General features: G+C 58.3%; 26 protein-coding genes. 5 read left to right on the top strand and 21 right to left on the bottom strand.

Features of this window, described 5'->3' with window-relative positions; all coding sequences use genetic code 11:
* Positions 1 to 91 precede the first annotated feature (91 nt).
* From queE to HRH33_RS21485, 16 genes are all read right to left on the bottom strand, one after another.
* Positions 92 to 739 (bottom strand): 7-carboxy-7-deazaguanine synthase QueE, encoded by a 648-nt coding sequence (gene queE / locus HRH33_RS21410; protein ID WP_034139129.1) that lies wholly within the window; start codon positions 737 to 739, stop codon positions 92 to 94.
* A gap of 164 nt (positions 740 to 903) precedes the next feature.
* Positions 904 to 1,737 (bottom strand): tol-pal system protein YbgF, encoded by an 834-nt coding sequence (gene ybgF, locus HRH33_RS21415; protein WP_034100154.1) that lies wholly within the window; start codon positions 1,735 to 1,737, stop codon positions 904 to 906.
* A gap of 6 nt (positions 1,738 to 1,743) precedes the next feature.
* Positions 1,744 to 2,244, bottom strand: coding sequence for a peptidoglycan-associated lipoprotein Pal (gene pal, locus HRH33_RS21420; RefSeq protein WP_034100156.1), 501 nt, complete (start codon positions 2,242 to 2,244; stop codon positions 1,744 to 1,746).
* A 55-nt stretch (positions 2,245 to 2,299) separates the two neighbouring features.
* Positions 2,300 to 3,580 carry a Tol-Pal system beta propeller repeat protein TolB gene (gene tolB / locus HRH33_RS21425; RefSeq protein ID WP_034100158.1) on the bottom strand — a complete coding sequence of 427 codons (1,281 nt, stop codon included), beginning with the start codon at positions 3,578 to 3,580 and terminating at the stop codon, positions 2,300 to 2,302.
* 17 nt (positions 3,581 to 3,597) lie between these two features.
* A complete protein-coding gene (gene tolA, locus HRH33_RS21430) occupies positions 3,598 to 4,671 on the bottom strand; it encodes a cell envelope integrity protein TolA (RefSeq protein WP_034139130.1) in 1,074 nt (357 codons plus the stop codon).
* Entirely contained in the window at positions 4,671 to 5,123 is a 453-nt protein-coding gene (gene tolR / locus HRH33_RS21435; protein ID WP_162276712.1) for a protein TolR, read from the bottom strand. Before tolR ends, tolA begins: the two co-directional genes overlap by 1 nt.
* A 23-nt stretch (positions 5,124 to 5,146) precedes the next feature.
* The gene (gene tolQ / locus HRH33_RS21440) at positions 5,147 to 5,842 is read right to left on the bottom strand and encodes a protein TolQ (RefSeq protein ID WP_010208111.1); all 696 of its coding nucleotides are present in this window, start codon (positions 5,840 to 5,842) and stop codon (positions 5,147 to 5,149) included.
* A gap of 1 nt (position 5,843) precedes the next feature.
* A complete protein-coding gene (ybgC, locus tag HRH33_RS21445; protein WP_034100165.1) occupies positions 5,844 to 6,299 on the bottom strand; it encodes a tol-pal system-associated acyl-CoA thioesterase in 456 nt (151 codons plus the stop codon).
* Positions 6,300 to 6,438: 139 nt separating this feature from the next.
* A complete protein-coding gene (gene ruvB, locus HRH33_RS21450) occupies positions 6,439 to 7,497 on the bottom strand; it encodes a Holliday junction branch migration DNA helicase RuvB (RefSeq protein WP_034100167.1) in 1,059 nt (352 codons plus the stop codon).
* The gene (gene ruvA, locus HRH33_RS21455) at positions 7,498 to 8,109 is read right to left on the bottom strand and encodes a Holliday junction branch migration protein RuvA (RefSeq protein WP_034100169.1); all 612 of its coding nucleotides are present in this window, start codon (positions 8,107 to 8,109) and stop codon (positions 7,498 to 7,500) included.
* A 67-nt stretch (positions 8,110 to 8,176) separates the two neighbouring features.
* A complete protein-coding gene (ruvC, locus tag HRH33_RS21460) occupies positions 8,177 to 8,701 on the bottom strand; it encodes a crossover junction endodeoxyribonuclease RuvC (RefSeq protein ID WP_173603548.1) in 525 nt (174 codons plus the stop codon).
* Between the two features lie 158 nt (positions 8,702 to 8,859).
* Positions 8,860 to 9,606 carry a YebC/PmpR family DNA-binding transcriptional regulator gene (locus tag HRH33_RS21465; protein ID WP_094065439.1) on the bottom strand — a complete coding sequence of 249 codons (747 nt, stop codon included), beginning with the start codon at positions 9,604 to 9,606 and terminating at the stop codon, positions 8,860 to 8,862.
* Positions 9,607 to 9,755: 149 nt separating this feature from the next.
* The gene (aspS, locus tag HRH33_RS21470; protein ID WP_034139132.1) at positions 9,756 to 11,531 is read right to left on the bottom strand and encodes an aspartate--tRNA ligase; all 1,776 of its coding nucleotides are present in this window, start codon (positions 11,529 to 11,531) and stop codon (positions 9,756 to 9,758) included.
* Between the two features lie 108 nt (positions 11,532 to 11,639).
* Positions 11,640 to 11,861 (bottom strand): FmdB family zinc ribbon protein, encoded by a 222-nt coding sequence (locus HRH33_RS21475; protein WP_003193872.1) that lies wholly within the window; start codon positions 11,859 to 11,861, stop codon positions 11,640 to 11,642.
* A gap of 170 nt (positions 11,862 to 12,031) precedes the next feature.
* Positions 12,032 to 12,373 (bottom strand): ribbon-helix-helix domain-containing protein, encoded by a 342-nt coding sequence (locus tag HRH33_RS21480; RefSeq protein WP_034100178.1) that lies wholly within the window; start codon positions 12,371 to 12,373, stop codon positions 12,032 to 12,034.
* Between the two features lie 180 nt (positions 12,374 to 12,553).
* Complete coding sequence (locus HRH33_RS21485; protein WP_034139133.1) at positions 12,554 to 13,027, bottom strand: Dps family protein; 474 nt, start codon at positions 13,025 to 13,027, stop codon at positions 12,554 to 12,556.
* 400 nt (positions 13,028 to 13,427) lie between these two features.
* On the opposite strand from HRH33_RS21485, the gene HRH33_RS26545 reads away from it, so the two are divergent.
* The gene (locus HRH33_RS26545) at positions 13,428 to 14,030 is read left to right on the top strand and encodes a cold-shock protein (RefSeq protein WP_034139134.1); all 603 of its coding nucleotides are present in this window, start codon (positions 13,428 to 13,430) and stop codon (positions 14,028 to 14,030) included.
* A 69-nt stretch (positions 14,031 to 14,099) separates the two neighbouring features.
* Here the strand turns inward: HRH33_RS26545 and HRH33_RS21495 are convergent, their stop codons facing one another.
* Positions 14,100 to 14,306, bottom strand: coding sequence for a SlyX family protein (locus tag HRH33_RS21495; RefSeq protein ID WP_034139135.1), 207 nt, complete (start codon positions 14,304 to 14,306; stop codon positions 14,100 to 14,102).
* Positions 14,307 to 14,309: 3 nt separating this feature from the next.
* A complete protein-coding gene (locus tag HRH33_RS21500) occupies positions 14,310 to 14,735 on the bottom strand; it encodes an HIT domain-containing protein (RefSeq protein WP_094065440.1) in 426 nt (141 codons plus the stop codon).
* 746 nt (positions 14,736 to 15,481) lie between these two features.
* Here HRH33_RS21500 and HRH33_RS21505 point away from each other — a divergent pair.
* The gene (locus HRH33_RS21505; RefSeq protein WP_167416672.1) at positions 15,482 to 16,780 is read left to right on the top strand and encodes an OprD family porin; all 1,299 of its coding nucleotides are present in this window, start codon (positions 15,482 to 15,484) and stop codon (positions 16,778 to 16,780) included.
* A 183-nt stretch (positions 16,781 to 16,963) separates the two neighbouring features.
* Here the strand turns inward: HRH33_RS21505 and HRH33_RS21510 are convergent, their stop codons facing one another.
* Complete coding sequence (locus HRH33_RS21510) at positions 16,964 to 17,806, bottom strand: mechanosensitive ion channel family protein (RefSeq protein WP_167416671.1); 843 nt, start codon at positions 17,804 to 17,806, stop codon at positions 16,964 to 16,966.
* Between the two features lie 122 nt (positions 17,807 to 17,928).
* The gene (locus HRH33_RS21515; protein ID WP_034100192.1) at positions 17,929 to 18,414 is read right to left on the bottom strand and encodes a YajQ family cyclic di-GMP-binding protein; all 486 of its coding nucleotides are present in this window, start codon (positions 18,412 to 18,414) and stop codon (positions 17,929 to 17,931) included.
* A 123-nt stretch (positions 18,415 to 18,537) separates the two neighbouring features.
* On the opposite strand from HRH33_RS21515, the gene HRH33_RS21520 reads away from it, so the two are divergent.
* Genes HRH33_RS21520 through HRH33_RS21530 form a run of 3 tightly spaced genes read left to right on the top strand, consistent with a single transcriptional unit; the run spans position 18,538 to position 22,119 of the window.
* A complete protein-coding gene (locus HRH33_RS21520) occupies positions 18,538 to 19,455 on the top strand; it encodes a putative 2-dehydropantoate 2-reductase (RefSeq protein WP_167416670.1) in 918 nt (305 codons plus the stop codon).
* Between the two features lie 46 nt (positions 19,456 to 19,501).
* Complete coding sequence (locus tag HRH33_RS21525) at positions 19,502 to 21,538, top strand: sensor histidine kinase (protein ID WP_167416669.1); 2,037 nt, start codon at positions 19,502 to 19,504, stop codon at positions 21,536 to 21,538.
* Between the two features lie 2 nt (positions 21,539 to 21,540).
* Positions 21,541 to 22,119, top strand: a complete 579-nt coding sequence (locus tag HRH33_RS21530) for a cob(I)yrinic acid a,c-diamide adenosyltransferase (RefSeq protein WP_034100196.1) — start codon at positions 21,541 to 21,543, stop codon at positions 22,117 to 22,119.
* 117 nt (positions 22,120 to 22,236) lie between these two features.
* On the opposite strand, the gene HRH33_RS21535 is transcribed toward HRH33_RS21530, so the two are convergent.
* Positions 22,237 to 23,181 carry a Nudix family hydrolase gene (locus HRH33_RS21535; RefSeq protein WP_167416668.1) on the bottom strand — a complete coding sequence of 315 codons (945 nt, stop codon included), beginning with the start codon at positions 23,179 to 23,181 and terminating at the stop codon, positions 22,237 to 22,239.
* Positions 23,182 to 23,195 lie beyond the last annotated feature (14 nt).

Raw genomic sequence — 23,195 nt, forward strand, 5'->3', positions numbered from 1 at the left:
AAATAAATCAGAAAAAACACCTTATCGCCGTGATTCAGGCTATTTGCAAGCCCCATACAACCCACCAAGGCCGAGCCCGAGAAGCTGAATTTCAACGACCCGGCTCGTCGTTCCACAGGTATTTATGCAGTTGCAGCTGCAAGCGCACCGGCAGATTGTCTGCCACTATCCAGTCGGCCAGGTCACGGGCATTCAGGTCATGGTGGCTTGGGGAGAACAGCACCTCACCTGCGCGCCGCTCAAGACCATACTGAATCAGCTTTGATACTGCCCAATCGTAGTCATCACGAGAACAAATCACGAACTTGACCTGATCGTTGACGCTCAGCAGATCCATATTCTCGTAGCGGTTGCGATGCGCCTCTTTTGAATCCGGAGTTTTGAGGTCGACCACGCGGCTCACGCGAGGATCGACCGCAGAGATATCCAGGGCGCCGCTGGTTTCCAGAGACACTTCATAACCTGCGTCACACAGCTGTTTGAGCAACGGGATGGCATTGGGCTGTGCCAGGGGCTCACCACCCGTCACGCAGACGTAACGGGGCTTGAAACCTGCCACCTGCTCCAGGATATCGTCGAGGGTACGCACGGTGCCGCCACTGAAGGCGTAAGCGCTGTCACAGTACTGGCAACGCAGAGGGCAACCTGTCAGCCGTACAAATACAGTAGGCAGGCCTGCGGTTCGCGTTTCACCCTGTAACGAGTAAAAAACTTCGGTAATACGTAATGTGTCTTGCATAGTCGCCACGGGCGTAACAGCTAAACAGGCTGTCCGCCTCCGTCAGGCACTTCCAGGAACCCCGCCAACGCGTAGACCCCAAGAAGCGTGTTTCATAAAAGGGCGTGGATTCTAACGAAAAAACCCGCGCCAGGCGCGGGTTTCTTCTAAACGGGCCGCTTCGCTTACAAGCGTTGCAGGTCGCGTTGAGCCAACTGGGCAGCGGACGTCCCCGGATATTGGGCCACTACTTGCTGCAGAATGCCTTTGACCTTGTCGGTATGACCCAGGCGGCGCTCTACGTCAGCCAGCTTATACAGCGAGTCCGGCACCTTGGCGTGCTTGGGGTACAGCTGACTGACCTTGGCAAATGCCTGGCCGGCACCTTGCAAATCACCCTTGGCGAGGTTGACTTCGCCAAGCCAGTATTGAGCGTTGCCCGCATACTGGCTGTTGGGGTATTTGCGCAGAAATGCGGTAAAAGCCTGGCTGGCTTTATCGAAGTCCTTGGCTTTGATCAGGTCGAAGGCAGCATCGTAATAGAGCTTTTCCTTCGCTGGGTCACCCGGTTCGCTGCTGGCGGCGGGGGCTTGGCTAGCGGCCGCCCCGGCTGCTGCACCACCGGCAGCAGCGCTTGGCGCGCCACCGGCAGAAGAATTATCAGGAGTAGCGGCAGGTGTAACGCCGGCTCCTATACGTCGATCAAGATCCTGGTATCGCTCCAGGCCTTCTTGCTTGAGCTGGTTCACTTGATTCTGCAGAACTTCAATCGCGCCTTGTTGCTGCGCAAGTTGATCCTGCATGCGTTGCAGCTGGTTGAACAGTTCGCCCTGTGCCGAGGGCGCGGACGTAGCCGCCCCCCCAGCATAGGCGCCGTTCGTGCCATAACCCGCTGGCGGATAACTGCTCCCGCTATTGTTATAGCCAGAGTTGCTATCTTCCACAGGAACCGCAGCCCACACCGCAAGCGGTGCGAAGCTGAGAGCCAATACAGTTAGAGCACGACGGCACGTTCGCATGACGAATTACTTACGCAGTTCGACGCGACGGTTTTGAGCCCAGGACTGCTCGTCGTGGCCAGTAGCAACTGGACGCTCTTTACCGTAGGAAACCAGTTCCAGCTGAGCTGGCGAAACGCCTTGCAGGACCAGGTAGCGTTGAACGGCTTTAGCACGACGCTCGCCCAGTGCCATGTTGTACTCACGAGTACCACGTTCGTCGGTGTTACCTTCCAGAACAACGCGAGCGCCGTTAGCTTTCAGGTCCTTCGCGTGAACGTCCAGAGCGCGCATGGCTTCTGGCTTCAGGTCCGAACTGTCGTATTCGAAGTAGAAAGTAGTGATCGCGCGCAGAGCAGCTTCTTCGCTCAGGGAGCCGTCAACTGCACCAGTGTTAGCGCCATAACCAGCGTTTGGATCAACAGCTGCGCCTTCACCGGCATTGTCGCCGCCTTTGGACGAGCAACCAACGGCTACGGACAGAGCCAGAGCCAGAGCAGCAAACTTACCAAACTTCAGCATTTCCATCGTGAAACTCCTAATGAACCCCAGTGTGTTAAGCAAATCTTTTTGTAGCGCCGCGTCAGTTCAGGTAAGGGGACCAGGATGGTTCTCTGACTTCGCCTTGTGCGGTAGGAAGCGGGAGCCTTACGCGTCCATTAATGGACACGAGCATCAAGACTCCCCGGCCCTGCTGGCGGGTGGCGTAGATTACCATGGTGCCGTTGGGCGCAACAGTAGCTGACTCATCAAGGTTGGTATCTGTAAGGATTTTTACGGTTCCGCGCTGCAAATCCTGGGCCGCAACCCGGAAATTAGTGAAACCATCCTGACGGTGAATCATCACCAACGTCTTTTCATCAGCCGACAGTTTAGGGTTGGCGTTGTAGTTACCGATAAAGGTCACTCGTTCCGCACCGCCACCGCCAATACTGGACTTGTAGATTTGTGGCTTACCGCCACGGTCGGAGGTGAAGTAGATGGTCGAGCCATCCTTGCCCCAGAACGGTTCGGTATTGATGCCCGGGCCGCTGGTAACACGGGTGATCTGACGCGAAGCCATGTTCATCACGTAGATATCCGGATTGCCATCTTTAGACAGCACAAACGCCAGGCGCGAGCCATCCGGTGACCAGGCAGGCGCGCCGTTAAGGCCTTCGAAGTTGGTGATCTGCTCACGGCGACCGGTATCGATATGCTGCACAAAGATACGTGGACGCTTCTGTTCGAAGGACACATAGGCAATACGCTTGCCGTCCGGTGCGAAGCGCGGCGACAGAATCGGCTCGCGCGATTGCAGCAAGGTCACTGCCCGCGCACCGTCGTAGTCCGAACGTTGAAGGGTGTAGCGCGTGTTATCTACCGAAAAGCGTTCAGCCGTTACATAGAGCAGACGCGTAGAGAAAGCACCTTTGATACCGGTGAGCTTTTCAAACGACTGGTCCGAAATGTAGTGGGCCATGTCACGCAATTGTTCGGTGGTGCCCGACACGCTGCCGGTCAGGACCTGCTGCTCCGTCGCCACGTTGAACAACGCGTAGGTGATTTGCAAGCGGCCGCCGGCCGGCACAATGTTGCCGACCATCAGGTACTGGGCGCCAACGGCTTTCCAGTCACGGAACACGACTTCGCTGGCCTGGTTTGGCTGGCTGATCATGTTACCTTTTGGAATTGGCGCGTAATAACCGGAGTTGCGCAGGTCGTCACTGACGATCTGTGCCATGTCGTCCGGCAATACACTGCCGCCTTGCCAACCGAACGGCACTACCGCGATCGGAGTGGCCCGATCGCTACCGCTGGTAACCAGGATGTTCTTTTCATCCGCCGTCGCTATCCCTGCCATACAGCAAATAACGACAAGCATTCCTCGAAGAAGGTTTCTCACAAGGCTAGATCCTCAGGTGTGAATGTCATCTTGAATGAACGATAGGGAGCGAAGTCGCTTGGTTTCATTCCCTGCATCTCGGTCAACCGGCCAATGTTCTTGACCGCGGCAACCGCCGAACTGTCGAACGAACCGTCACCACTGGACTTGGCCACGCTGACCGAAGTCACCGTACCGTCCGGCAACATGCCGATCTGCAGTACTACTGTCATGCCTTTGCGTGCCGAAGGTGGACGTGTCCAGCCTTCTGCTGCCCGCGCCCGAATCAGGTCGTCGAAACTGCCCGCGACTTCATCGCCACGCTCATCGGCCAAGGCTTGCTGACGCTGCGGCGTGTCGGAAAGCAAATCTGCCAAGGCCTGGGCCTTTTTCTCTTCGGCGGATTTACGCGCTGCTTCCTGAGCCTTTTTCTTCTGGGCATCGGCGGCAGCTTTCTTCTTCGCTTCGTCGGCGACTTTTTTCTTCGCCTCGTCTGCTTCAGCTTTTTTCTTGGCGTCTTCGGCGGCTTTCTTCTTCGCGTCTTCGACTATCTTCTTCTTGGCTTCCTCAGCGGCCTTTTTCTTGGCCTCTTCTTCGGCAGCTTTCTTGGCTTCTTCTTCAGCTTTCTTCTTGGCTATATCAGCCAATTGTTTCTCTTCGGCCTTCTTGGCTTCGGCAGCTTTCTCGGCTTTTTTGGCTTCATCAGCCTTTTTCGCCTCGTCGGCCTTCTTGGCTTCGTCTGCCTTTTTCGATTCCTCGGCCTTTTGAGCCGCCTCTTCTTTCTTTTGTTCCGCAGCAGCCTTCACCGCTTCCTGCTCGACCTTCTTCTGTTCCATCTGCTCGACTTCAGTCTGACGCGCGGCCGACTTCTGCGCCTCACCCGCAATCTTCTGATTGGTCTGGGTAGTGGCCTGACTTTTCGATTTCAGCTGATACAGGGTCGCCTGCACGATAGGCTTGGCTGGCGGCAGGTCAGGGGTCATGGCAAAGCTGACGAACAGCATGCCGAAGACCAGGACGTGCAGGGCAATCGCCCAAACGCTAGGCCAGAAGTAGCTTTCCGAGGCGGACGGCTCTCGCTGTTGGTGCATCAGGGCGCCTCGGTAATCAAGCCAACGTTACCGACGCCGGCCTTCTGCAGCCCGCCCATGGCGCCCATGACGGAACCATAGTCGACTGCTTTGTCACCGCGGATGAATACTTGGGTGTGCTTGCCACCTTCGTTACCGGCGCGAATGATCTTGGTCACCGCATCGGTCATCGCCGGCAACGTCAGGGCCTTGTCCTGTTGCTTCTGAGTGTCGACTTCGCTGCCAAGGTTCCAGTAATAGGTCTTGTCGGACTTGATCGAAATGGTCAGCACCTGAGTGTTGTTGTCTTGCGGCAAGGCTTCGCTAGAAACCTTGGGCAGATCAACTTTCACACCCTGGTTGAGCATCGGCGCGGTCACCATGAAGATCACCAGCAGCACCAGCATCACGTCGATGTAAGGCACTACGTTCATCTCGGCGACCGGCTTGCGCTTGGTTCGAGCTCGAGTGATTAAAGCCATCGGGAGGTACCTGCTTATTCTTCGCTGGTGTGCACTTTACGGTGCAGGATCGCCTGGAATTCATCGGCGAAGGTGTAGTAACGGCCAATCAGGTTCTCGCCGCGTGCGGCAAAGCGGTTATAGGCGATCACCGCAGGGATGGCGGCAAACAGACCGATTGCAGTGGCGATCAGGGCTTCGGCGATACCGGGGGCCACGGTGGCCAGGGTCGCTTGTTGAGCCTGGGCCAGACCACGGAAGGAGTTCATGATCCCCCACACCGTACCGAACAGGCCGATATACGGGCTGACGGAACCAACGGTGGCAAGAAAAGGCAGGCTCTGCTCAAGCTTCTCTTCTTCGCGGGAAATGGCGACGCGCATGGCGCGAGCCACGCCTTCCATCACCGCTTCCGGGTCTACGCCTGGCTGCTGGCGCAGACGGGAGAATTCCTTGAAGCCAGCACGGAAGATCTGCTCCACACCCGAATCCGGGTCCGGGTTGCTGCCGGCCTGGCGATAGAGCTTGGACAGGTCGATACCCGACCAGAAGCGCTCTTCAAAGCTCTCCAGGGCACGTCGACCGGCACGCAGCAGGTTGCTGCGCTGAAAAATCATGACCCAAGAGGTAACCGATGCGGCTACCAGGGTCAGCATGACCAGTTGAACCACAACACTGGCATTGCTGACCAGGCTCCACATGGAGGAATGGTCGACGACGGTAGGTTCCACGCTAAATCTCCTGCTTTGATTGTTTACCCGCGCCGCTCACGGCGGCAAAGGCCACACGTAGAGTTTCGGGAATGGCCCGAGGTTTCAAACTGTTGGTGCGTACACACGCCACCAAAAACTGCCCCTCACAGAGCAGCGTTGCATCCGTTGCCCGCCTGACCTGCTGTTTGAAGCGCAGGCTGGCACGGTTCAATTCGATGACTTCAGCGCTAACCAGCAGTTCATCATCCAGTCGCGCCGGGGCGTGATAACGCGCCTCGCTGGAATGCACGACGAATAACAGGTCCTCCCCTGCCAGCTGGGATTGGGCAAAGCCCAGCTCCCGTAGCCGCTCGGTTCGAGCCCGTTCCATGAACTTAAGGTAATTGACGTAATAAACGATGCCGCCGGCATCGGTGTCCTCGTAATAAACGCGACAGCGATGTGCGAACGACTGATCCCCGTTTTGCGCGCGCATACTCTAGTGCTTACTCCTGAGGTTGCCAATCCGGCCAGGCAACTGTTTTTTCATTCTCTGAAACATTTTCACTGACAGAATGACGACGCCAGTCACTGGGACAGCACAAACCTCGAATAAATCGTCGAGCCAAGCGCTTTTAATCGTCCACTGCATCAAGGAATTCGTCTACCACGGGCATCTCGCCCAATCGTGACGGAATGTTTAATCCAAAATGCAGATAAGCATGACGCGTCACCACCCGCCCCCTTGGCGTGCGCATGATGTAGCCCTGCTGGATCAGGTAAGGCTCAAGCACATCCTCGATGGTGTGGCGCTCTTCGCTGATGGCAGCGGCCAGGCTGTCCACGCCTACCGGGCCACCGTCGAACTTTTCGATCATGGTCAAGAGTAGACGCCGATCCTGATGATCGAAGCCATGTTCGTCCACATCCAGCAGGTTGAGCGCCAGGTCGGCCACCGCCTTGGTAATGTGCCCCTTGGCGCGCACTTCGGCGAAGTCCCGCACCCGCCGCAGCAAACGGTTGGCGATACGCGGTGTGCCCCGGGCACGCCGAGCGATTTCAAACGAGCCTTCAGGGTCCAGCGGCAAGCCAAGGATGCTCGCCGAACGACTGACGATCGTGGCCAGATCCGCCGTGCTATAGAACTCCAGACGTTGAACAATCCCAAAACGGTCTCGCAGCGGATTGGTCAGCATCCCCGCTCGCGTGGTGGCGCCCACCAAAGTGAACGGCGGCAAATCGAGCTTGATCGAGCGAGCCGCCGGGCCTTCGCCAATCATGATGTCGAGCTGGAAATCTTCCATCGCCGGGTACAACACTTCTTCGACAATCGGCGAGAGCCGGTGGATTTCGTCGATAAACAGCACATCGTGCGGCTCTAGGTTGGTCAACAACGCTGCCAGATCACCGGGACGTTCCAGCACCGGACCTGAGGTGGACTTGATCGACACCCCCATTTCCTGGGCAATGATGTTGGCCAGGGTGGTCTTGCCCAGCCCCGGCGGACCGAAGATCAACGTGTGATCCAGGGATTCACTGCGCCCGCGCGCCGCCTGGATGAACAGCTCCATCTGCTCGCGCACAGTGGGCTGGCCGATGTATTCAGCCAGGCTCAGGGGGCGGATGGCCCGGTCCTGGATTTCTTCACGGTCGCGCGGGCCGGTGGCCGCGATCAGACGATCAGCTTCAATCACTTAAATCATTCCCTTCAGGGCGCGGCGGATCATGTCTTCACTGCTCAGGTTCTTATCCTTGATGGCCGATACCGCTTTGCTCGCTTCCTGGGGTTTGTAGCCCAAGGAAATCAACGCGCTGACGGCATCGCTTTCGGCGCTGGCAACCTGGGACGCTGGCATATCAGGCTGGTTCGGCACCAAGGCAAACATGCTCGGCACCACCTCCCAGGCCTTGAAGCGGTCCTTGAGTTCCACCAGCAAACGCTCGGCGGTTTTCTTGCCGACGCCCGGCACCTTGGTCAGCGCCGAGGTATCCTGCGCCGATACGGCGCGCACCAGTTCGTCTACTTCCAGACTGGACATCAAGGCCAGCGCCAGTTTCGGTCCCACGCCATTGAGGCGGATCAGTTCGCGGAAGAAGTCACGGTCGCGCTTGCCAATGAAACCATAGAGCAATTGCGCGTCTTCGCGCACCACCAGATGGGTATGCAGCGTGAGCGGCTCGCCGACCGACGGCAGGCGATACAGGGTGGTCATGGGCACTTCCAGCTCATAGCCCAGCCCGTTGACATCCAAAATAAGGTGCGGCGGCTGCTTTTCAGCCAGGGTGCCGCGCAAACGTCCAATCACGGTACAGATCCTTAACACTTAGGGTCAGATCAACGCCTGACCGGAAATCACGATTGCGCTGATGCTATCAGAGACGCAGGCGACCGCCACGACTGCGTGCCGTACCCAGGCCATGAGGCAGCAGACTGGAACGGGTGTGCGCATGACAGATGGCAATGGCCAGGGCATCGGAGGCGTCGATTTGCGGTTTAGCCGTGAGTTTGAGCATGTGCATGACCATCATCTGCACCTGCTCTTTATTGGCACCACCAGTACCGACCACAGCCTGCTTGACTTGGGTCGCGGTGTATTCGGCGATCTCCATGCCCTCCTCCGCGCCAGCAACAATGGCCGCACCACGGGCCTGGCCGAGTTTGAGCGCCGAGTCGGCGTTCTTGGCCATAAACACTTTTTCGATACCCATGGTCAACGGCCCGTAGGTCTGGATCACTTCACGCACGCCGCGATAGACGATCTGCAAGCGCTCGGCCAACTCCCCCGAACCGGTACGAATACAACCCGACGCAACGTAGACGCAGCCACGCGGAGTCTGCTGCACCACGCCAAAACCGGTGATGCGCGAACCGGGGTCGATACCTAGGATTAAAGTCATAACGCCTGCGGGTTGGGTTAAACACATTTTTTGATACAGGGAAGATTCAATGTGGGAGAGGGCTTGCCCCCGATTGCAGAGTATCAGTCGCCACATACAGCGACTGATACACCGCTATCGGGGACAAGCCCCCTCCCACCATCAATCCACATCGTGCTTCAGCCTAGCTGTTCGGCCACTGACTCTGGAATATCGGCATTCGAATAGACGTTTTGTACATCGTCCAAGTCTTCAAGCATATCCAGCAGCTTCAACACTTTCTGCGCGCCTTCCAGGTCCAGTTCGGCACTGGTCGTCGGCAGCATCACGATTTCTGCGTCGGTGCCTTTAAATCCCGCAGCTTCCAATGCATTGCGCACAGCATAGAAACTGGCAAACGAGGTGAAAACATCGATGGAACCGTCGTCGTTGGTGACCACGTCGTCGGCATCCGCCTCCATCGCCGCTTCCATCAGCGCGTCTTCATTGGTGCCCGGCGCGAAGGTGATCTGCCCCTTGCGCTCGAACAGATAGGCCACCGAACCGTCTGTGCCGAGGTTGCCACCGCACTTGCTGAACGCATGGCGTACGGCTGCGGCGGTACGGTTACGGTTATCGGTCATGCACTCGACCATCACCGCCACGCCGCCCGGGCCGTAGCCTTCGTAGGTCAGCTCGACCATGTCGTCGGTATCGGCAGCACCGGCACCACGGGCCACGGCGCGATCAATAATGTCGCGGCTCATATTGGCGCCCAGCGCCTTGTCCAGCGCCAGGCGCAGACGCGGGTTGGAGCCCGGATCACCGCCGCCCTGACGGGCAGCGACGGTCAATTCGCGAATCCACTTGGTGAAGATCTTGCCTTTCTTGGCATCCTGACGCTCTTTGCGGTGCTTGATGTTCGCCCACTTGGAATGGCCAGCCATAACACAACTCCGAATTCTCTAGAAACCTGATCAATCCCGCCCCAGGCCGGACCTTTCTCTTTGAAACACAACCCTTGTAACGCAAAGGCGCATCCGAAGATGCGCCTTTTTAGACCGCGTAAACCTCAGTGCGCTTTCACGCAGCGGCTTTACTCAGCCTTCGGCGTCTCGCGCAGGCGGATATGCAGCTCGCGCAATGCCTTGGCATCCACTACGCCCGGTGCCTGGGTCATGACGTCCGCGGCACTCTGGGTTTTCGGGAAAGCGATCACTTCACGGATCGACTGGGCACCGGTCATCAGCATCACCAGACGGTCCAGACCGAAGGCCAGGCCACCGTGGGGCGGGGCCCCGTACTTCAGGGCGTCAAGCAGGAAGCCGAATTTCTCTTCCTGTTCCGCTTCGTCGATGCCCAGCAGACGGAAGACCGCTTGCTGCATCTCTTTACGGTGGATACGGATCGAACCGCCACCCAGCTCAGTGCCGTTGAGCACCATGTCGTAAGCGCGCGACAGTGCGCCCGCCGGGTTGGCCTCCAACTCGGCCGGGGAGCATTTCGGCGCGGTGAACGGGTGGTGCAAGGCGCTGAAGCTGCCGTCGTCGTTCTCTTCGAACATCGGGAAGTCAACGACCCACATCGGCGCCCATTCGCAGGTCAGCAGGTTCAGGTCGTGGCCCAGCTTGATCCGCAGCGCGCCCAGCGCTTCGCTGACAATCTTGGCCTTGTCGGCACCGAAGAACACGATGTCGCCATCGACCGCACCCACGCGATCGAGGATCACGTTCAGATTGGCTTCCGGGATGTTCTTCACGATGGGCGATTGCAGGCCATCAACGCCGTTGGCGCGCTCGTTGACCTTGATGTACGCCAGGCCCTTGGCACCGTAGATGCCGACAAACTTGGTGTAGTCGTCGATCTGCTTGCGCGGCATGCTCGCGCCGCCAGGCACGCGCAGGGCAGCGATGCGGCATTTAGGGTCGTTGGCCGGGCCGCTGAACACCTTGAATTCAACCTCTTTGAGCTGGTCGGCCACGTCCACCAGTTCCAGCGGGTTACGCAGGTCAGGCTTATCGGAACCGTAGCGACGCATGGCTTCTTCGAAGGTCATGTGCGGGAAGTCACCGAACTCCAAGCCCAATACTTCCTTGAACAGGTTGCGGATCATCTGCTCGGTCAGGCCCATAATCTCTTTTTCATCGAGGAAACTGGTCTCGATGTCGATCTGGGTGAATTCCGGCTGACGGTCGGCGCGCAGATCTTCGTCGCGGAAGCACTTGGCGATCTGGTAGTAACGGTCGAAGCCGGCCACCATCAGCAACTGTTTGAACAGCTGCGGCGATTGCGGCAGGGCAAAGAAGCTGCCGGCGTGGGTGCGGCTAGGCACCAGGTAGTCACGCGCGCCTTCCGGGGTGGCCCGGGTCAGGATCGGCGTTTCAACGTCGAGGAAGCCATTCTCGTCGAGGAAGCGACGGATGCTGGTGGTCATGCGCGAGCGCAGACGCAGCTTCTCGGCCATTTCCGGACGACGCAGGTCCAGGAAGCGGTAGCGCAGGCGGGTTTCTTCGCCGACGTCGGAGTATTCGTTGAGTGGGAACGGCGGGGTTTCCGACTCGTTCAACACTTCCAGTTCGTAGCCCAACACCTCGATACCGCCGGAGGCCATGTTCTTGTTCACGGCACCTGCCGGACGCAGACGCACCTTGCCGGTGATTTTCACGACGTATTCGCTGCGCACGCGGTCGGCGGCGGCAAAGCTCTCGGCACGGTCCGGGTCGAACACCACTTGGGCCAGACCGTCACGATCACGGATATCGAGGAAGATCACCCCGCCGTGGTCGCGGCGACGGTGAACCCATCCGCAAAGGGTAATTTCCTGACCTTCCAAGGTCTCGTTCAGTTGGCCGCAATAGTGGCTGCGCATCATGGTCGTGGTTTCACTTCTCGTAATTCGAAATTCGGTGGAGGCCCGCCTCGTCACCGTTCATATAAGCCAGGTGACGGATAATGCAGGAGCCTGCGCGTAGAGTTCAACTCAGTCTGCTTTGTCGCCGCCCGCCAGATTCTTCTTGGCGCCGGTCTTGAAATCGGTCTCGTACCAGCCGCTGCCACTGAGGCGAAAGCCCGGCATGGACAACATCTTCTTGAGTTCAGGAGCCTGGCAGGCCGGGCAATCGACCAACGGCGCGGCGCTGATCTTCTGGATGGCTTCCAACTGATGACCACAGGAAGCACATTGATAGTCGTACATGGGCATGGCGATGTCTCGGCGAACAGATCGTTACTGCGCCACGCCTGCCCGAAGGGTAAAGCCCCGGCCTGCGCAGCAAAGCGCGGGATTATATCTGGTAAATCGAGCCAGCGCAGCCGGCTTTCTGCCCGGGAGCCAGCCCGCCAACACAGCGAGCCGACCCCGGGCACCTTTGTTTACTCCGGGTCGGGCGCAGCCGTACGGCCTTTTAACAGGTGAACCACGCACACTACCCTGACCAAACCGCTGAAGTTCTTCACACCTCCATAACGCAAGTGCACCTCCCGATCGACATAAGACAGTAACGCACTGACTGAACAGGCGTTGATCCTGGCGATTTCCGTAAGGATATTCCAATAGATCTGCTCAAGTCGCAGGCACGTCGAAAACCCGTTGAGCCTGACTGATCGGGACAATGGCCTTGCCAACCCCATATCGAACCCTTTGGCAAAGGGATCGATCTTTATCTGATGAAAGCCACAGGATTCCATGACTCCATTACTCACTGCGCGTGACATACACCTGACACTCCATTGCCAAACAGCAGCCAATGGGTTGCTCCCATTGGACAGTGGGCTTATCAAACAGCAGGAAGCGCGGGGTCAGCCAGAAGACGGGGAGTCGATACCTGTAGGACAACGCCAGGAAGCGTGCAGAAACGAGCGAGCGACGCCAGGACGGCGCCGCTCAGGCTCGGCTTACTTGGCTTCGAGCAGGGAGCGCAACATCCACGCGGTCTTTTCGTGGACCTGCATACGCTGGGTGAGCAGATCCGCAGTCGGCTCATCGCTGACCTTGTCGAGCAACGGGAAGATGCCGCGGGCAGTACGCGTAACGGCCTCCTGGCCCGCCACTAGTTGCTGGATCATCTCTTCGGCGCCCGGCACGCCCTCCTCCTCCTTGATCGAGGAAAGACGGGCGTAGATCGAATAAGCGCCCGGCGCCGGGAAGCCCAATGCGCGGATACGTTCGGCAATGGAGTCCACCGCCAGCGCCAGCTCGTTGTACTGTTCCTCAAACATCAGGTGCAGCGTTCGAAACATGGGGCCCGTGACGTTCCAGTGGAAGTTGTGGGTCTTCAAGTACAGTACATAGGTATCGGAAAGCAGACGCGAAAGCCCATCGACGATAGATTTACGATCTTCTTCACTGATACCGATATCGATTGCCATGTTTATCCCCTTCAATTGACAAGCATTCATTGATCAGGTGCAACACCACTCTAGCAAGCGCACAGGTGACGCGCAGCGAGCGAGGTGCGACAAATCGCCCTTGAGTGGTAATTCGCCAATCAAGGTAGGAAATATCCTAAAAAGCCATTCCAAAACAAGCACACCTGTCTAGGACAAGCGTTTGCCAAGGAAATGCCCCGCCCCTTCCAACACCCCGAAATGCTTGATTTGAGAAGGCACGGCCTTTGCTGTTAAATAGGCAGCGTGTCGCCATCGTTAATGTCTGCGATGGCCGGCATAGGCTGATACCCGCGCACGTGCCCAACGCCTCCCATTGTTCAGAAGCGAACCGTGCCAGTCAGCTCTTCCTAGTGATCCGTCTTAACGTGAGTTAATCAAAATGTTGAAAATCGTCCACCTGCTAACGGGCGTTGCAGCTTTGCTGCTGTCCTTTATACCGAGCCTGCAACCAGAGAGCCTGCCGTACCTGCAACAACACGACGCGCTGTACCTGGCACTGTTCGGCCTTCTTAACCTGACGTTGGCACCCGTGGTCCCGTACTGGAACAAGGGCACTCGTCATCAACTGCAAAACCTGGTCAGCGCGCTGTTGGTTCTGACCGTTGTCGTACAAACCCTCACCCTCCTGGCACCCATGCCTGAAGTGGGCGGCCACCCGGCCATCCTGCTCAGCCTGGTCATTGCTGTGGTCGCAATCGCTCTTCATCTGGCTATCAGCTTCTACCGTTCATCTCCGGCGGCCGCGTCGCAAACCTACGACATGACCAATCGGGATACCGGTACCGTCAAGTGGTTCAACACCTCCAAAGGCTTCGGCTTTATTTCCCGCGATTCGGGCGACGACATCTTCGTCCATTTCCGGGCCATTCGCGGCGAAGGCCATCGCGTCCTGGTGGAAGGCCAGCGCGTGGAGTTCTCCGTAATGAATCGCGACAAAGGCTTGCAAGCCGAAGACGTGATCGCTGCACTGCCGCGCCGCTGACTCCAGCCCTGGCAGCAAAAAAAACCGCGATCCAGCCTGGCTGGGTCGCGGTTTTTTCATGGCCCCTCTTTAATAGTGAGGCGGTGGCGCTTCCTCTTCGGACGTTTCGAACTGGCCGCCCATCTCTTCCTGACGCTTGAGCAGCGCGGTTATCTGCAGCTGCAGCCGCTCGACCGCGCGTTGCTGGGTGACCAGGATGTCGTTAAGGGTCTCAATGGTGTCATCCTGAAAGGCCAGGCGGCTTTCCAGGTCGGTAACACGGTCTTGCAAGTCCATGATTCAGTCCTGGGCAAAATTGAAATCGGCAGGCAGCAGCTCGCGCAGACGCGCACGCAAGGCCACCACCTGTTCTTGCGTATAAGGACGAGCCGGATGCTTGCCCCATACCGGAGCAGGCCAGGCGGCGTCGTCGCGTTTGCGCACGATCACATGCACATGCAACTGGCTGACGACGTTACCCAGCGCGCCGATATTCATTTTATCCGCGCCCAGACCATCGTTGAGCAACTGCGCCAGACCGGTCGTCTCTTCCCAGAGCTTTTGTTGATCTGCGACATCCAGGTGAAACACCTCGCTGATACCGTTGATGCGCGGGACCAGGATAAACCAGGGGTAGTTCGAGTCATTGGACAGCAGCAGGCGGCATAACGGGAAGTCCCCGATGACCAGTGTGTCTTGTTGCAGGCGTTGATCTAGGGCGAACACCGCGGGCACTCCATTCGGCAAGTCAGAATCAGGCCCCAGCATACCTTCGAATGCCGGCCGCTTCACAACGATTGAAGATAAGCCCGCGAGGCAGCCGGCCAAAAAACCTGCACCCTTTCGATGCAGGTAAATATTTGAGCTACGCTAGAACGGGCCCTGCCGAGACGCACCAAAATGACCCACCCGTGCCTCAAAGGGATCCGCCGACTACCCACCTAACGGGGTGAACCGGTAACGTTTCACACAAGAACCGATTTTTTACACCTGACAACATGCATTCCACAGAGAGGTCAAGCCCTAACCAAACGGCGTAAAAAGCCCGTACTTATGCGGTTTTCGCAGGCACGGAACTTTTTTCACGAAAAAATGACATTCGGTTACCGCTTTGAGCACGCTTGTTGCATTCACACCCACATCGTCGGCAACGGCACGGGTTCGGAAACCGGTGTTTCGCGATAAAAAACAACAGCGAGTCAGTACGAGGCAAGGATGCATTCGAACTTCGAAGGGAGTTTTGAAACAGTACTGAAGTTGTCAGTCCAGATACATTTTGGGCTGTGAATTTGCGACATGGAGCTAGCAATTTACGACAGCCTCGTAAAGAAGCTGAAAGGAAAGATGGGTAAGTATCGTCAATAGGGTCTGCGTGATATAACTTTGCGCCGACACAAAAAAGAAAGAGCCGCCCAGATAAAAATACAGGTGGGACGGCAGTACTCTTCCGAAAACCAAAGGAGCAAATCACGATGCGCGTGATGAAGTGGAGCATGATCGCACTGGCTGTTTCAGCCGGTACCTCGCAGTTCGCAATGGCGTCCGCCCAGGACGATTCCAAGGGCTTTGTTGAAGACAGCACTTTCAGCATCAATACTCGCGCTCTGTACTTCAGCCGCGATTTCCGTAATGAACCAGCGAGCGGCTACGCCACGGTCAACGGCAAGCGCAAAAGCCGTGCAGAAGAAACCGGCCTGGGCTTCAACGCCCTGTACGAGTCGGGCTTCACCCAGGGGACTATCGGGGTGGGTGTGGATGTAATCGGCCTGATGGGTGTCAAACTCGACAGCGGTAAAGGTCGCGCAGGCACCGGTCTGTTCCCAACCGGCTCAGACGGTCGCTCGCAAGACGATTACTCCAAAGGCGGCGGCGCTGTTAAGTTCCGTATCTCCAATACCGTGCTGAAAATCGGTGACCAGTACACCACCGCTCCTGTGTTCGCTTCCGATGACAGCCGTCTGCTGCCTGAGCTGCCACAAGGTATCTCGATCACCAGCAACGAAATCAAGGGCCTGAAACTGGAAGGCGGTCACTTCACTTCCAGCGTCGCGCAGAACCAGACCTACCATGACAGCCTTGGCCTGACCAAGACTGACTTTGTCGGCGGCGTCTACTCGTTTACCCCAGAGTTCACCGGCAGCCTGTACTACGCGAAAACCGAAGACTACTTCCGCAAGTACTACAGCAACCTGAACTGGACCCATGCCCTGAGCGATGACCAGTCCTTTGCCCTTGACTTCAACATCTACGACACCAAGAGCGACGGCGCAGGCCTTCAGCGTGCCGAGAAAGATGGTGTAACCAAGCTCGACAACCGCGCATTCAGCTTGCAGGGTGCGTACACCATCGGCGCTCACACCTTCACTCTGGCAGCCCAGAAGGTCACCGGCGACGGCGACTACGGCTATGGTGTAGACGGCGGCGGCTCGGTCTTCCTGGCCAACTCCGTGGCTCGCTCCGACTTCAACGCTGAAGGCGAGAAGTCCTACCAGGCACGTTACGACATCAACATGGCCACCTTCGGCATTCCTGGCCTGAGCTTCATGACTCGCTACGTGACCGGCAGCGGCGCCAACACCGGCACTACCTCGAACGGCAAAGAGTGGGAACGCGACATCGAAGCCAAGTACGTTGTACAGAGCGGTCCAGCTAAAAACCTCAGCTTGCGTCTGCGTCAAGCAACCTATCGCTCCGGGGATGGCGTTTACTACGGTTCGCCTTCGATCGACGAACTGCGTCTGATCGCGAACTACCCGCTGAACATCTTGTAATTGCCGGTTCAATTACAACGATGACTTAAGGCCCTGGCCTTAAATAAAAAGCCGCTCCCTTGCTTTCAAGGGAGCGGCTTTTTTATTGCGGAGCTTTAAATAAATAACTAGCAAGCTAACTAACTAAACTAAAGTGATACGTTTAACCTGACCTTTCGGCCAAGTTAAACGCGCCTAAGTTTTTTACTTCGACGCAGCTTCCTGCATTACACGAATAACCCGCTGCGGAAATGGAATATCAATCCCCGCCGCTTTCAAACGGTCACGTGCGAATTCATTGAGCATAAACATCACGTCCCAGTAATCCGCGGTTTTGGTCCAGCAGCGCAGCGAAACGGTGATCGAGCTGTCACCCAAAGTGGACACCACAGCCACAGCAGCTGGATCTGCGAGTACGCGAGGATCCTTGGCCAGCTCCAGTAGCACTTCGCGGGCTTTCTGCAGGTCGGCTTCATAGTCCACACCGACGTCGAACACCACCTTGCGGGTTGGTTGACGGTTGGTGTTGGTGATGATCCCGTTGGACAGGATGCCGTTCGGCACGATGACAGTTTTGTTGTCGCCCGTACGCAGCACCGTGTGGAAAATCTGAATGCTGTCGACGGTGCCCGAGGTACCTTGGGCTTCTATCCAGTCGCCGATACGGAACGGGCGGAACAGCAGAATCAGCACCCCGCCGGCAAAGTTCGCCAGGCTGCCTTGCAGTGCCAGACCAATGGCCAGGGTGGCGGCACCGATAGCGGCAACGAAGGAGGTGGTTTCTACACCGATCATCGAGGCTACGCTGACAATCAGCATCACCTTGAGCACGATGTTCGCCAGGCTGGTGATGAAATGCTGCAACGCCAGGTCAGCGTTGCGTACCGCCAGCAAACGGCCCACGCGATGGGTCAATTTATTGATCAACCACCAGCCGATGGCCAGGGTGATAACGGCGAGCAAAACCCGGCTGCCGTATTCCATGATCATCGGGATCCAGGACTGGGAAGTCTTGACCAGACGATCTACTTCAGCGTTCAAGTCCATTGCTGTTCTCCTGTTTATGGACGGTCGGCGCTTAAAGCAATTGAGCCCCGTAGGGCTCAAGAGTTGGCGCAATTATTGGGGGGTGGGACGTCAAAAACGCCCTTGGGTTCCCCAGGCAGCCATCAGTCTCGGAAGTTATTGAACTGCAGCGGCATGTCGAAGGACTTGGCGCGCAGGGCCGCGATGGCCTCTTGCAGGTCGTCACGCTTCTTACCGGTGACGCGTACCTGCTCGCCCTGGATGGCGGCCTGGACCTTGAGCTTGGCGTCCTTGATATGCGCGACGATTTTCTTCGCCAGCTCCTTGTCGATACCTTCTTTGAGGATGACTTCCTGCTTCATCAGCTTGCCAGAGGCGTAGGCGTCCTTGATTTCCAGGCACTGCGCGTCGATCTTGCGCTTGACCAGGGACAGCTTGAGGATCTCGATCATCGCTTCCAGCTGGAAATCGGCTTCAGCGGTCAGGTTGACGGTCAGTTCCTTTTCCTTGAATTCGAAGCTGCCCTTGCCCTTCAGGTCATAGCGACGGTCCAGCTCCTTGACGGCGTTCTCGACGGCGTTGGTGACTTCGTGTTTGTCCAGTTCAGATACCACGTCGAACGAAGGCATGTGATTTCTCCAATATAAGGGGCGGGTTCAGTAGAGATGGAGCGCGCCCGAGCTAAAATGCCGGGGCATTATAGCGGTTCTTTCGTCCCGTTCACTGTGAGCGACCTTGCGGAGTACAAACTGATGTCGACCACCTGGCATATTCTCGGCGCCGGCAGCCTGGGCACACTCTGGGCCACACGGCTGGCGCGCGCGGGCGTGCCTGTGCGCTTGATCCTGCGCGACGAGACGCGCCTGGCCAGTTATCAGGCGGGCAACGGGCTGACCCTGGTGGAGCATGGTGAAGCACATACCTACCCGGTGATTGGCGAAACGCCCGACAGCCCGACGCCGATCCATCGCCTTCTGGTGGCGTGCAAAGCCTACGACGCCCAAGCGGCAATCGCACAGCTGCAACCGCGCCTGGTACCGGATGCCGAGTTGATTCTGCTGCAGAACGGCCTGGGCAGTCAGGACGCGGTGGCCGCGCAGTTGCCCCTGGCGCGTTGCATCTTTGCCTCCAGCACCGAGGGCGCTTTCCGCGAAGGCGACTGGCGCGTGGTATTCGCCGGCCATGGTTACACCTGGCTGGGAGACGCCCGCCACCCGACGCCCCCGCTCTGGCTGGATGACCTGCACATCGCCGGCATCCCACACGCCTGGAGCACCGATATTCTGACGCGCCTGTGGCGCAAGCTGGCGCTTAATTGCGCGATCAACCCACTGACCGTGCTTTACCAATGCCGTAACGGCGGCCTGCAAAACCATCGCTGTGAAGTGGCAACCTTGTGCAGGGAGTTGAGCGTACTGCTGGAATGCGCTGGCCAGCCTGCCGCAGCCCTGGATTTACAGGATGAAGTGGAGCGGGTGATTCACGCCACTGCCGCCAATTATTCGTCCATGTATCAGGACGTCGCCAATGCTCGACGCACCGAAATCAGCTATCTGTTGGGCTATGCTTGCCAGGCGGCAGCCCGTCACCAATTGAAGCTGCCTCACTTGCAGCAGTTGCACGAGCGTCTGGTCGACGAGCTGCGCGCGCGCGGATTGCCCCGCGACTGAACCACGCGCTACCCTGCCCGCCTGTCTATCTCCTGGAAAAACCCTGATGCCGCTGCGCCAGCGTCTAGAAAACCTACCGGTCGGGCAGAAACTGCTGGCGGCCTTGCTGGTGCTGCTGACCACCGTCCTGCTGGTGGCCAACCTGACCTTTATCAGCGCCGCCTACTGGATCTCCCAGGAAAGCATGGCCCCCCAGGCCTTGCAGGCTATCGGGCGGCTGGTCTCCAACCCGGCGCTGGCCGCCGAAGCGCTCGAATCTCCCGACAAGGCCAATGCCCTGCTCAATGAGTTGACCAGCTACTCACCTTTGCGCGCCGCCGCTTTATATGACAGCGCAGGCAACCGCCTGGCACAGATGCAACACGGTGATCGCCTGCACCTGCCGGACAATTACAGACATATCGAAGCCTGGCGCGTGACTGAGTTTCGCACTAACCAAGTGATCACCCTGCCCCGCCCTGGGCAGCCATCCGGGCATCTGCTGCTGGTCGCCAGTAGCGAACTGCCGGTAGCGTTTTACACCGGCACGCTGACCGCCAGCCTGGGCATCCTGATTTTCAGTGTGCTGCTGTGGTTGGTCATCGCGCGTCAGATCAAACGCCTGATCACAAAACCGATCCACGAACTGGAAGAACTGTCGCGCCAAGTGACCCGGGAAGAGAACTATGCCCTGCGCGCCCGGCGTGGCAATCACGATGAGATCGGCAGCCTGGCCGAAGCCTTCAATACCATGCTTTCGCGCATCGAAGCCCGCGAGCAGCAACTCAAGCGCGCCCGCGACGACTCTCAGGCCGCCTACGATCAAGCCCAAGGCCTGGCGGAAGAGACGCGTCATACCAATCGCAAACTGGAACTGGAAGTCCAGGTTCGAAGCAAGATCGAGAAAAAACTCACCGGCTTCCAGAATTACCTCAACAGCATCATCGACTCGATGCCTTCGGCGCTGATTGCCCTGGACGAACAGCTCTACGTCACCCAGTGGAATCAGGAAGCCAGCGCACTTTCCGGTACGCGGCTGGATGAAGCCTTGAACCAGCCGATCTACCTGGCCTTTCAGCCGCTCAAACCATTTCTGCCGCAGATCAAGGCCACGGTCGAGCAACACACCGTGGAACGTATCGAGCGGGTGACCTGGTTCAAGGACGATGAGCCCAAGCATTACGCCCTGACCTTTTACCCGCTGACAGGCGGTGCCGGTCGTGGCGTCGTGATCCGTATCGATGACATCACCCAGCGCCTGTCCCTGGAAGAAATGATGGTGCAGTCGGAAAAGATGCTCTCCGTCGGCGGGCTTGCCGCCGGTATGGCCCACGAGATCAATAACCCGCTGGGGGCGATCCTGCACAACGTGCAGAACATCCGCCGCCGCCTGTCCGCAGACTTGCCCAAGAACCTGGAACACGCCGAACAGGTCGGCGTCGAACTGGCCATGGTCAACCGTTACCTGCAAAGCCGCGAAGTACCGCAATTGCTCGATGGCATCCAGCAAGCGGGCGCGCGGGCGGCGAAGATCGTGACCCATATGCTCAGTTTCAGCCGCCGCAGCAATCGACAGATGGCCCCTTGCGATTTGCCGGCGCTGATCGATCAGGCCGTGGAAATTGCCGGCAATGACTTCGACTTGACCATCGGCTTTGACTTCAAGGGCCAGGCGATCATCCGTCAGTTCGATCCGCAACTGGGCCCGGTACCCGGTACAGCCAACGAACTGGAACAGGTCCTGCTCAACCTGCTGAAAAACGCAGCTCAAGCCATTCACCTGCGTGAAGATGACCGCGAGCCGGGCCGCATCATCCTGCGCACCCGCCTGAATCCGCCCTGGGCCGAGATCCAGGTGGAAGACAACGGCATCGGCATGAGCGAAAACGTGCGCAAACGCACCTTCGAACCCTTCTTCACCACCAAGGAAATCGGCCAGGGCACCGGGCTGGGGCTGTCGGTGTCGTACTTCATCATCACCAACAACCACAAAGGCCAGATGGAAGTGCAATCCACCCTTGGCCAAGGCACCTGTATTACCCTGCGCCTCCCCTTGGCCGGCAGCCAACTGCCGGCCCACGAACTGACCCCACTGGAGCAATGACCATGGGCTTTCGCCTGTCGAAAATCTATACCCGCACCGGCGACACAGGTGAAACCGGCCTGGGTGACGGTCGCCGCGTGCCCAAGGACCACCCACGTGTCGAAGCCATTGGCGAAGTCGATACGCTGAATAGCCAGTTGGGATTACTGCTGGCCGGCCTTGAAGAACAGAGCGGGCAGCACCCGGCGCTCAACGATGTGATCGAAGTGCTCGCGCCGTGCCAGCATCGGCTGTTCGACCTGGGTGGTGAGCTGGCGATGCCGGTGTACAAAGCGTTGAATGCGGCGGAAGTGGATCGCCTGGAAGCGGCGATCGATCGCTGGAATGAGGAAGTCGGGCCGCTGGAAAACTTTATCTTGCCGGGTGGTTCCGCGCTGATTGCCCAGGCCCATATGTGTCGAAGCCTGGCCCGCAGTGCCGAGCGACGGTGTCAGCACCTGAATGCTATCGAGCCGCTGGAAGGCGTGGGGTTGGCGTATATCAATCGTCTGTCGGATTTGCTGTTTGTGGCGGCGCGGGTGATAGCCAAGCGCCAGGGTGTCGCGGAGGTTTTGTGGCAGGCTGCGGCGAAGCCCCACTGATCATGGCTCGGTGACCGGGAGGGCCCAATCGGGGGCAAGCCCCCTCCCACCTTTGATCTGTGAATACATTCCAATGTGGGAGGGGGCTTGCCCCCGATAAGGCCCGCCGGAGCAACCTCAAGCCTGCGGCCAGAACGCCCTGATACCCGCCACACCCTGGGCACCGGCTTCCCAAGCCCGCTCCCGCTCCGCAGGCCCGACCCCACCCAGCAAAAATACCGGCTTGTTGAACCCACGGATCAATTCCATCGCCTGCTCCCAACCCAATGGCTGCGCATCGGGATGGGTCTGGGTCGGCTGAACCGGCGACAGGGTGACAAAATCCACGTCCATCAATTCAGCCAACGCCAGTTCTTCAGCGTTGTGGCACGAAGCCGCCAACCAGCGATCCTTCGGCAAAGGGCGGCCCTTGCTTGCATATTTGCGCAGTTGGGCCGAGGTCATGTGCCAGCCGGCGGAAGGGAAATCCCCCAGCCACTCGAACGGCCCTTTGAGCATCAATTGCGCCTTGCCGGCGCAAAGCCCCACCGCATCCACCGCCAGGTCACGGTATTTGGGGTCGTAGCCATTAGGCGCACGCAGTTGCACCAGCTTGATCCCACCGGCGATGGCTTTTTGGATACCGCGCAACAGGGGCGCGGCGTCCAGCTCGCCGGGGGTGATCAGGTACTCGGCCGGCAACCGTGCGGCCGCAACGATCGGCGCGTTGGCCGCCGGGAACTCATAGTTGAGCAGATCCCGCGGGGCCACCCACTCCAACGGTTGCCCTTCGGCGCCATGGGGCTCGCCGGTGAAGGCCGAGACTTCCCAGACATCCAGTAACACCTGCTTGTCCGGATAGTCATGTTGCACGTTGATCAGCGGTCGCGCCGTGGTGACCTGGATACCCAACTCTTCGTGCAACTCGCGGGACAACGCGGCGGAGACAGATTCATCAGCCTCCACCTTGCCCCCGGGAAACTCCCAGAGGCCGCCCTGGTGTTGGGTGTCGGCACGTCGCGCCAGCAGGATTCTGCCGTCGGCGCCGCGGATCACCGCTGCTGCTACATGCACGCGTTTCACCGTGTGTGTCCTCC

The sequence above is a fragment of the Pseudomonas rhodesiae genome (assembly GCF_013285305.1).
GTDB lineage: Bacteria > Pseudomonadota > Gammaproteobacteria > Pseudomonadales > Pseudomonadaceae > Aquipseudomonas > Aquipseudomonas rhodesiae.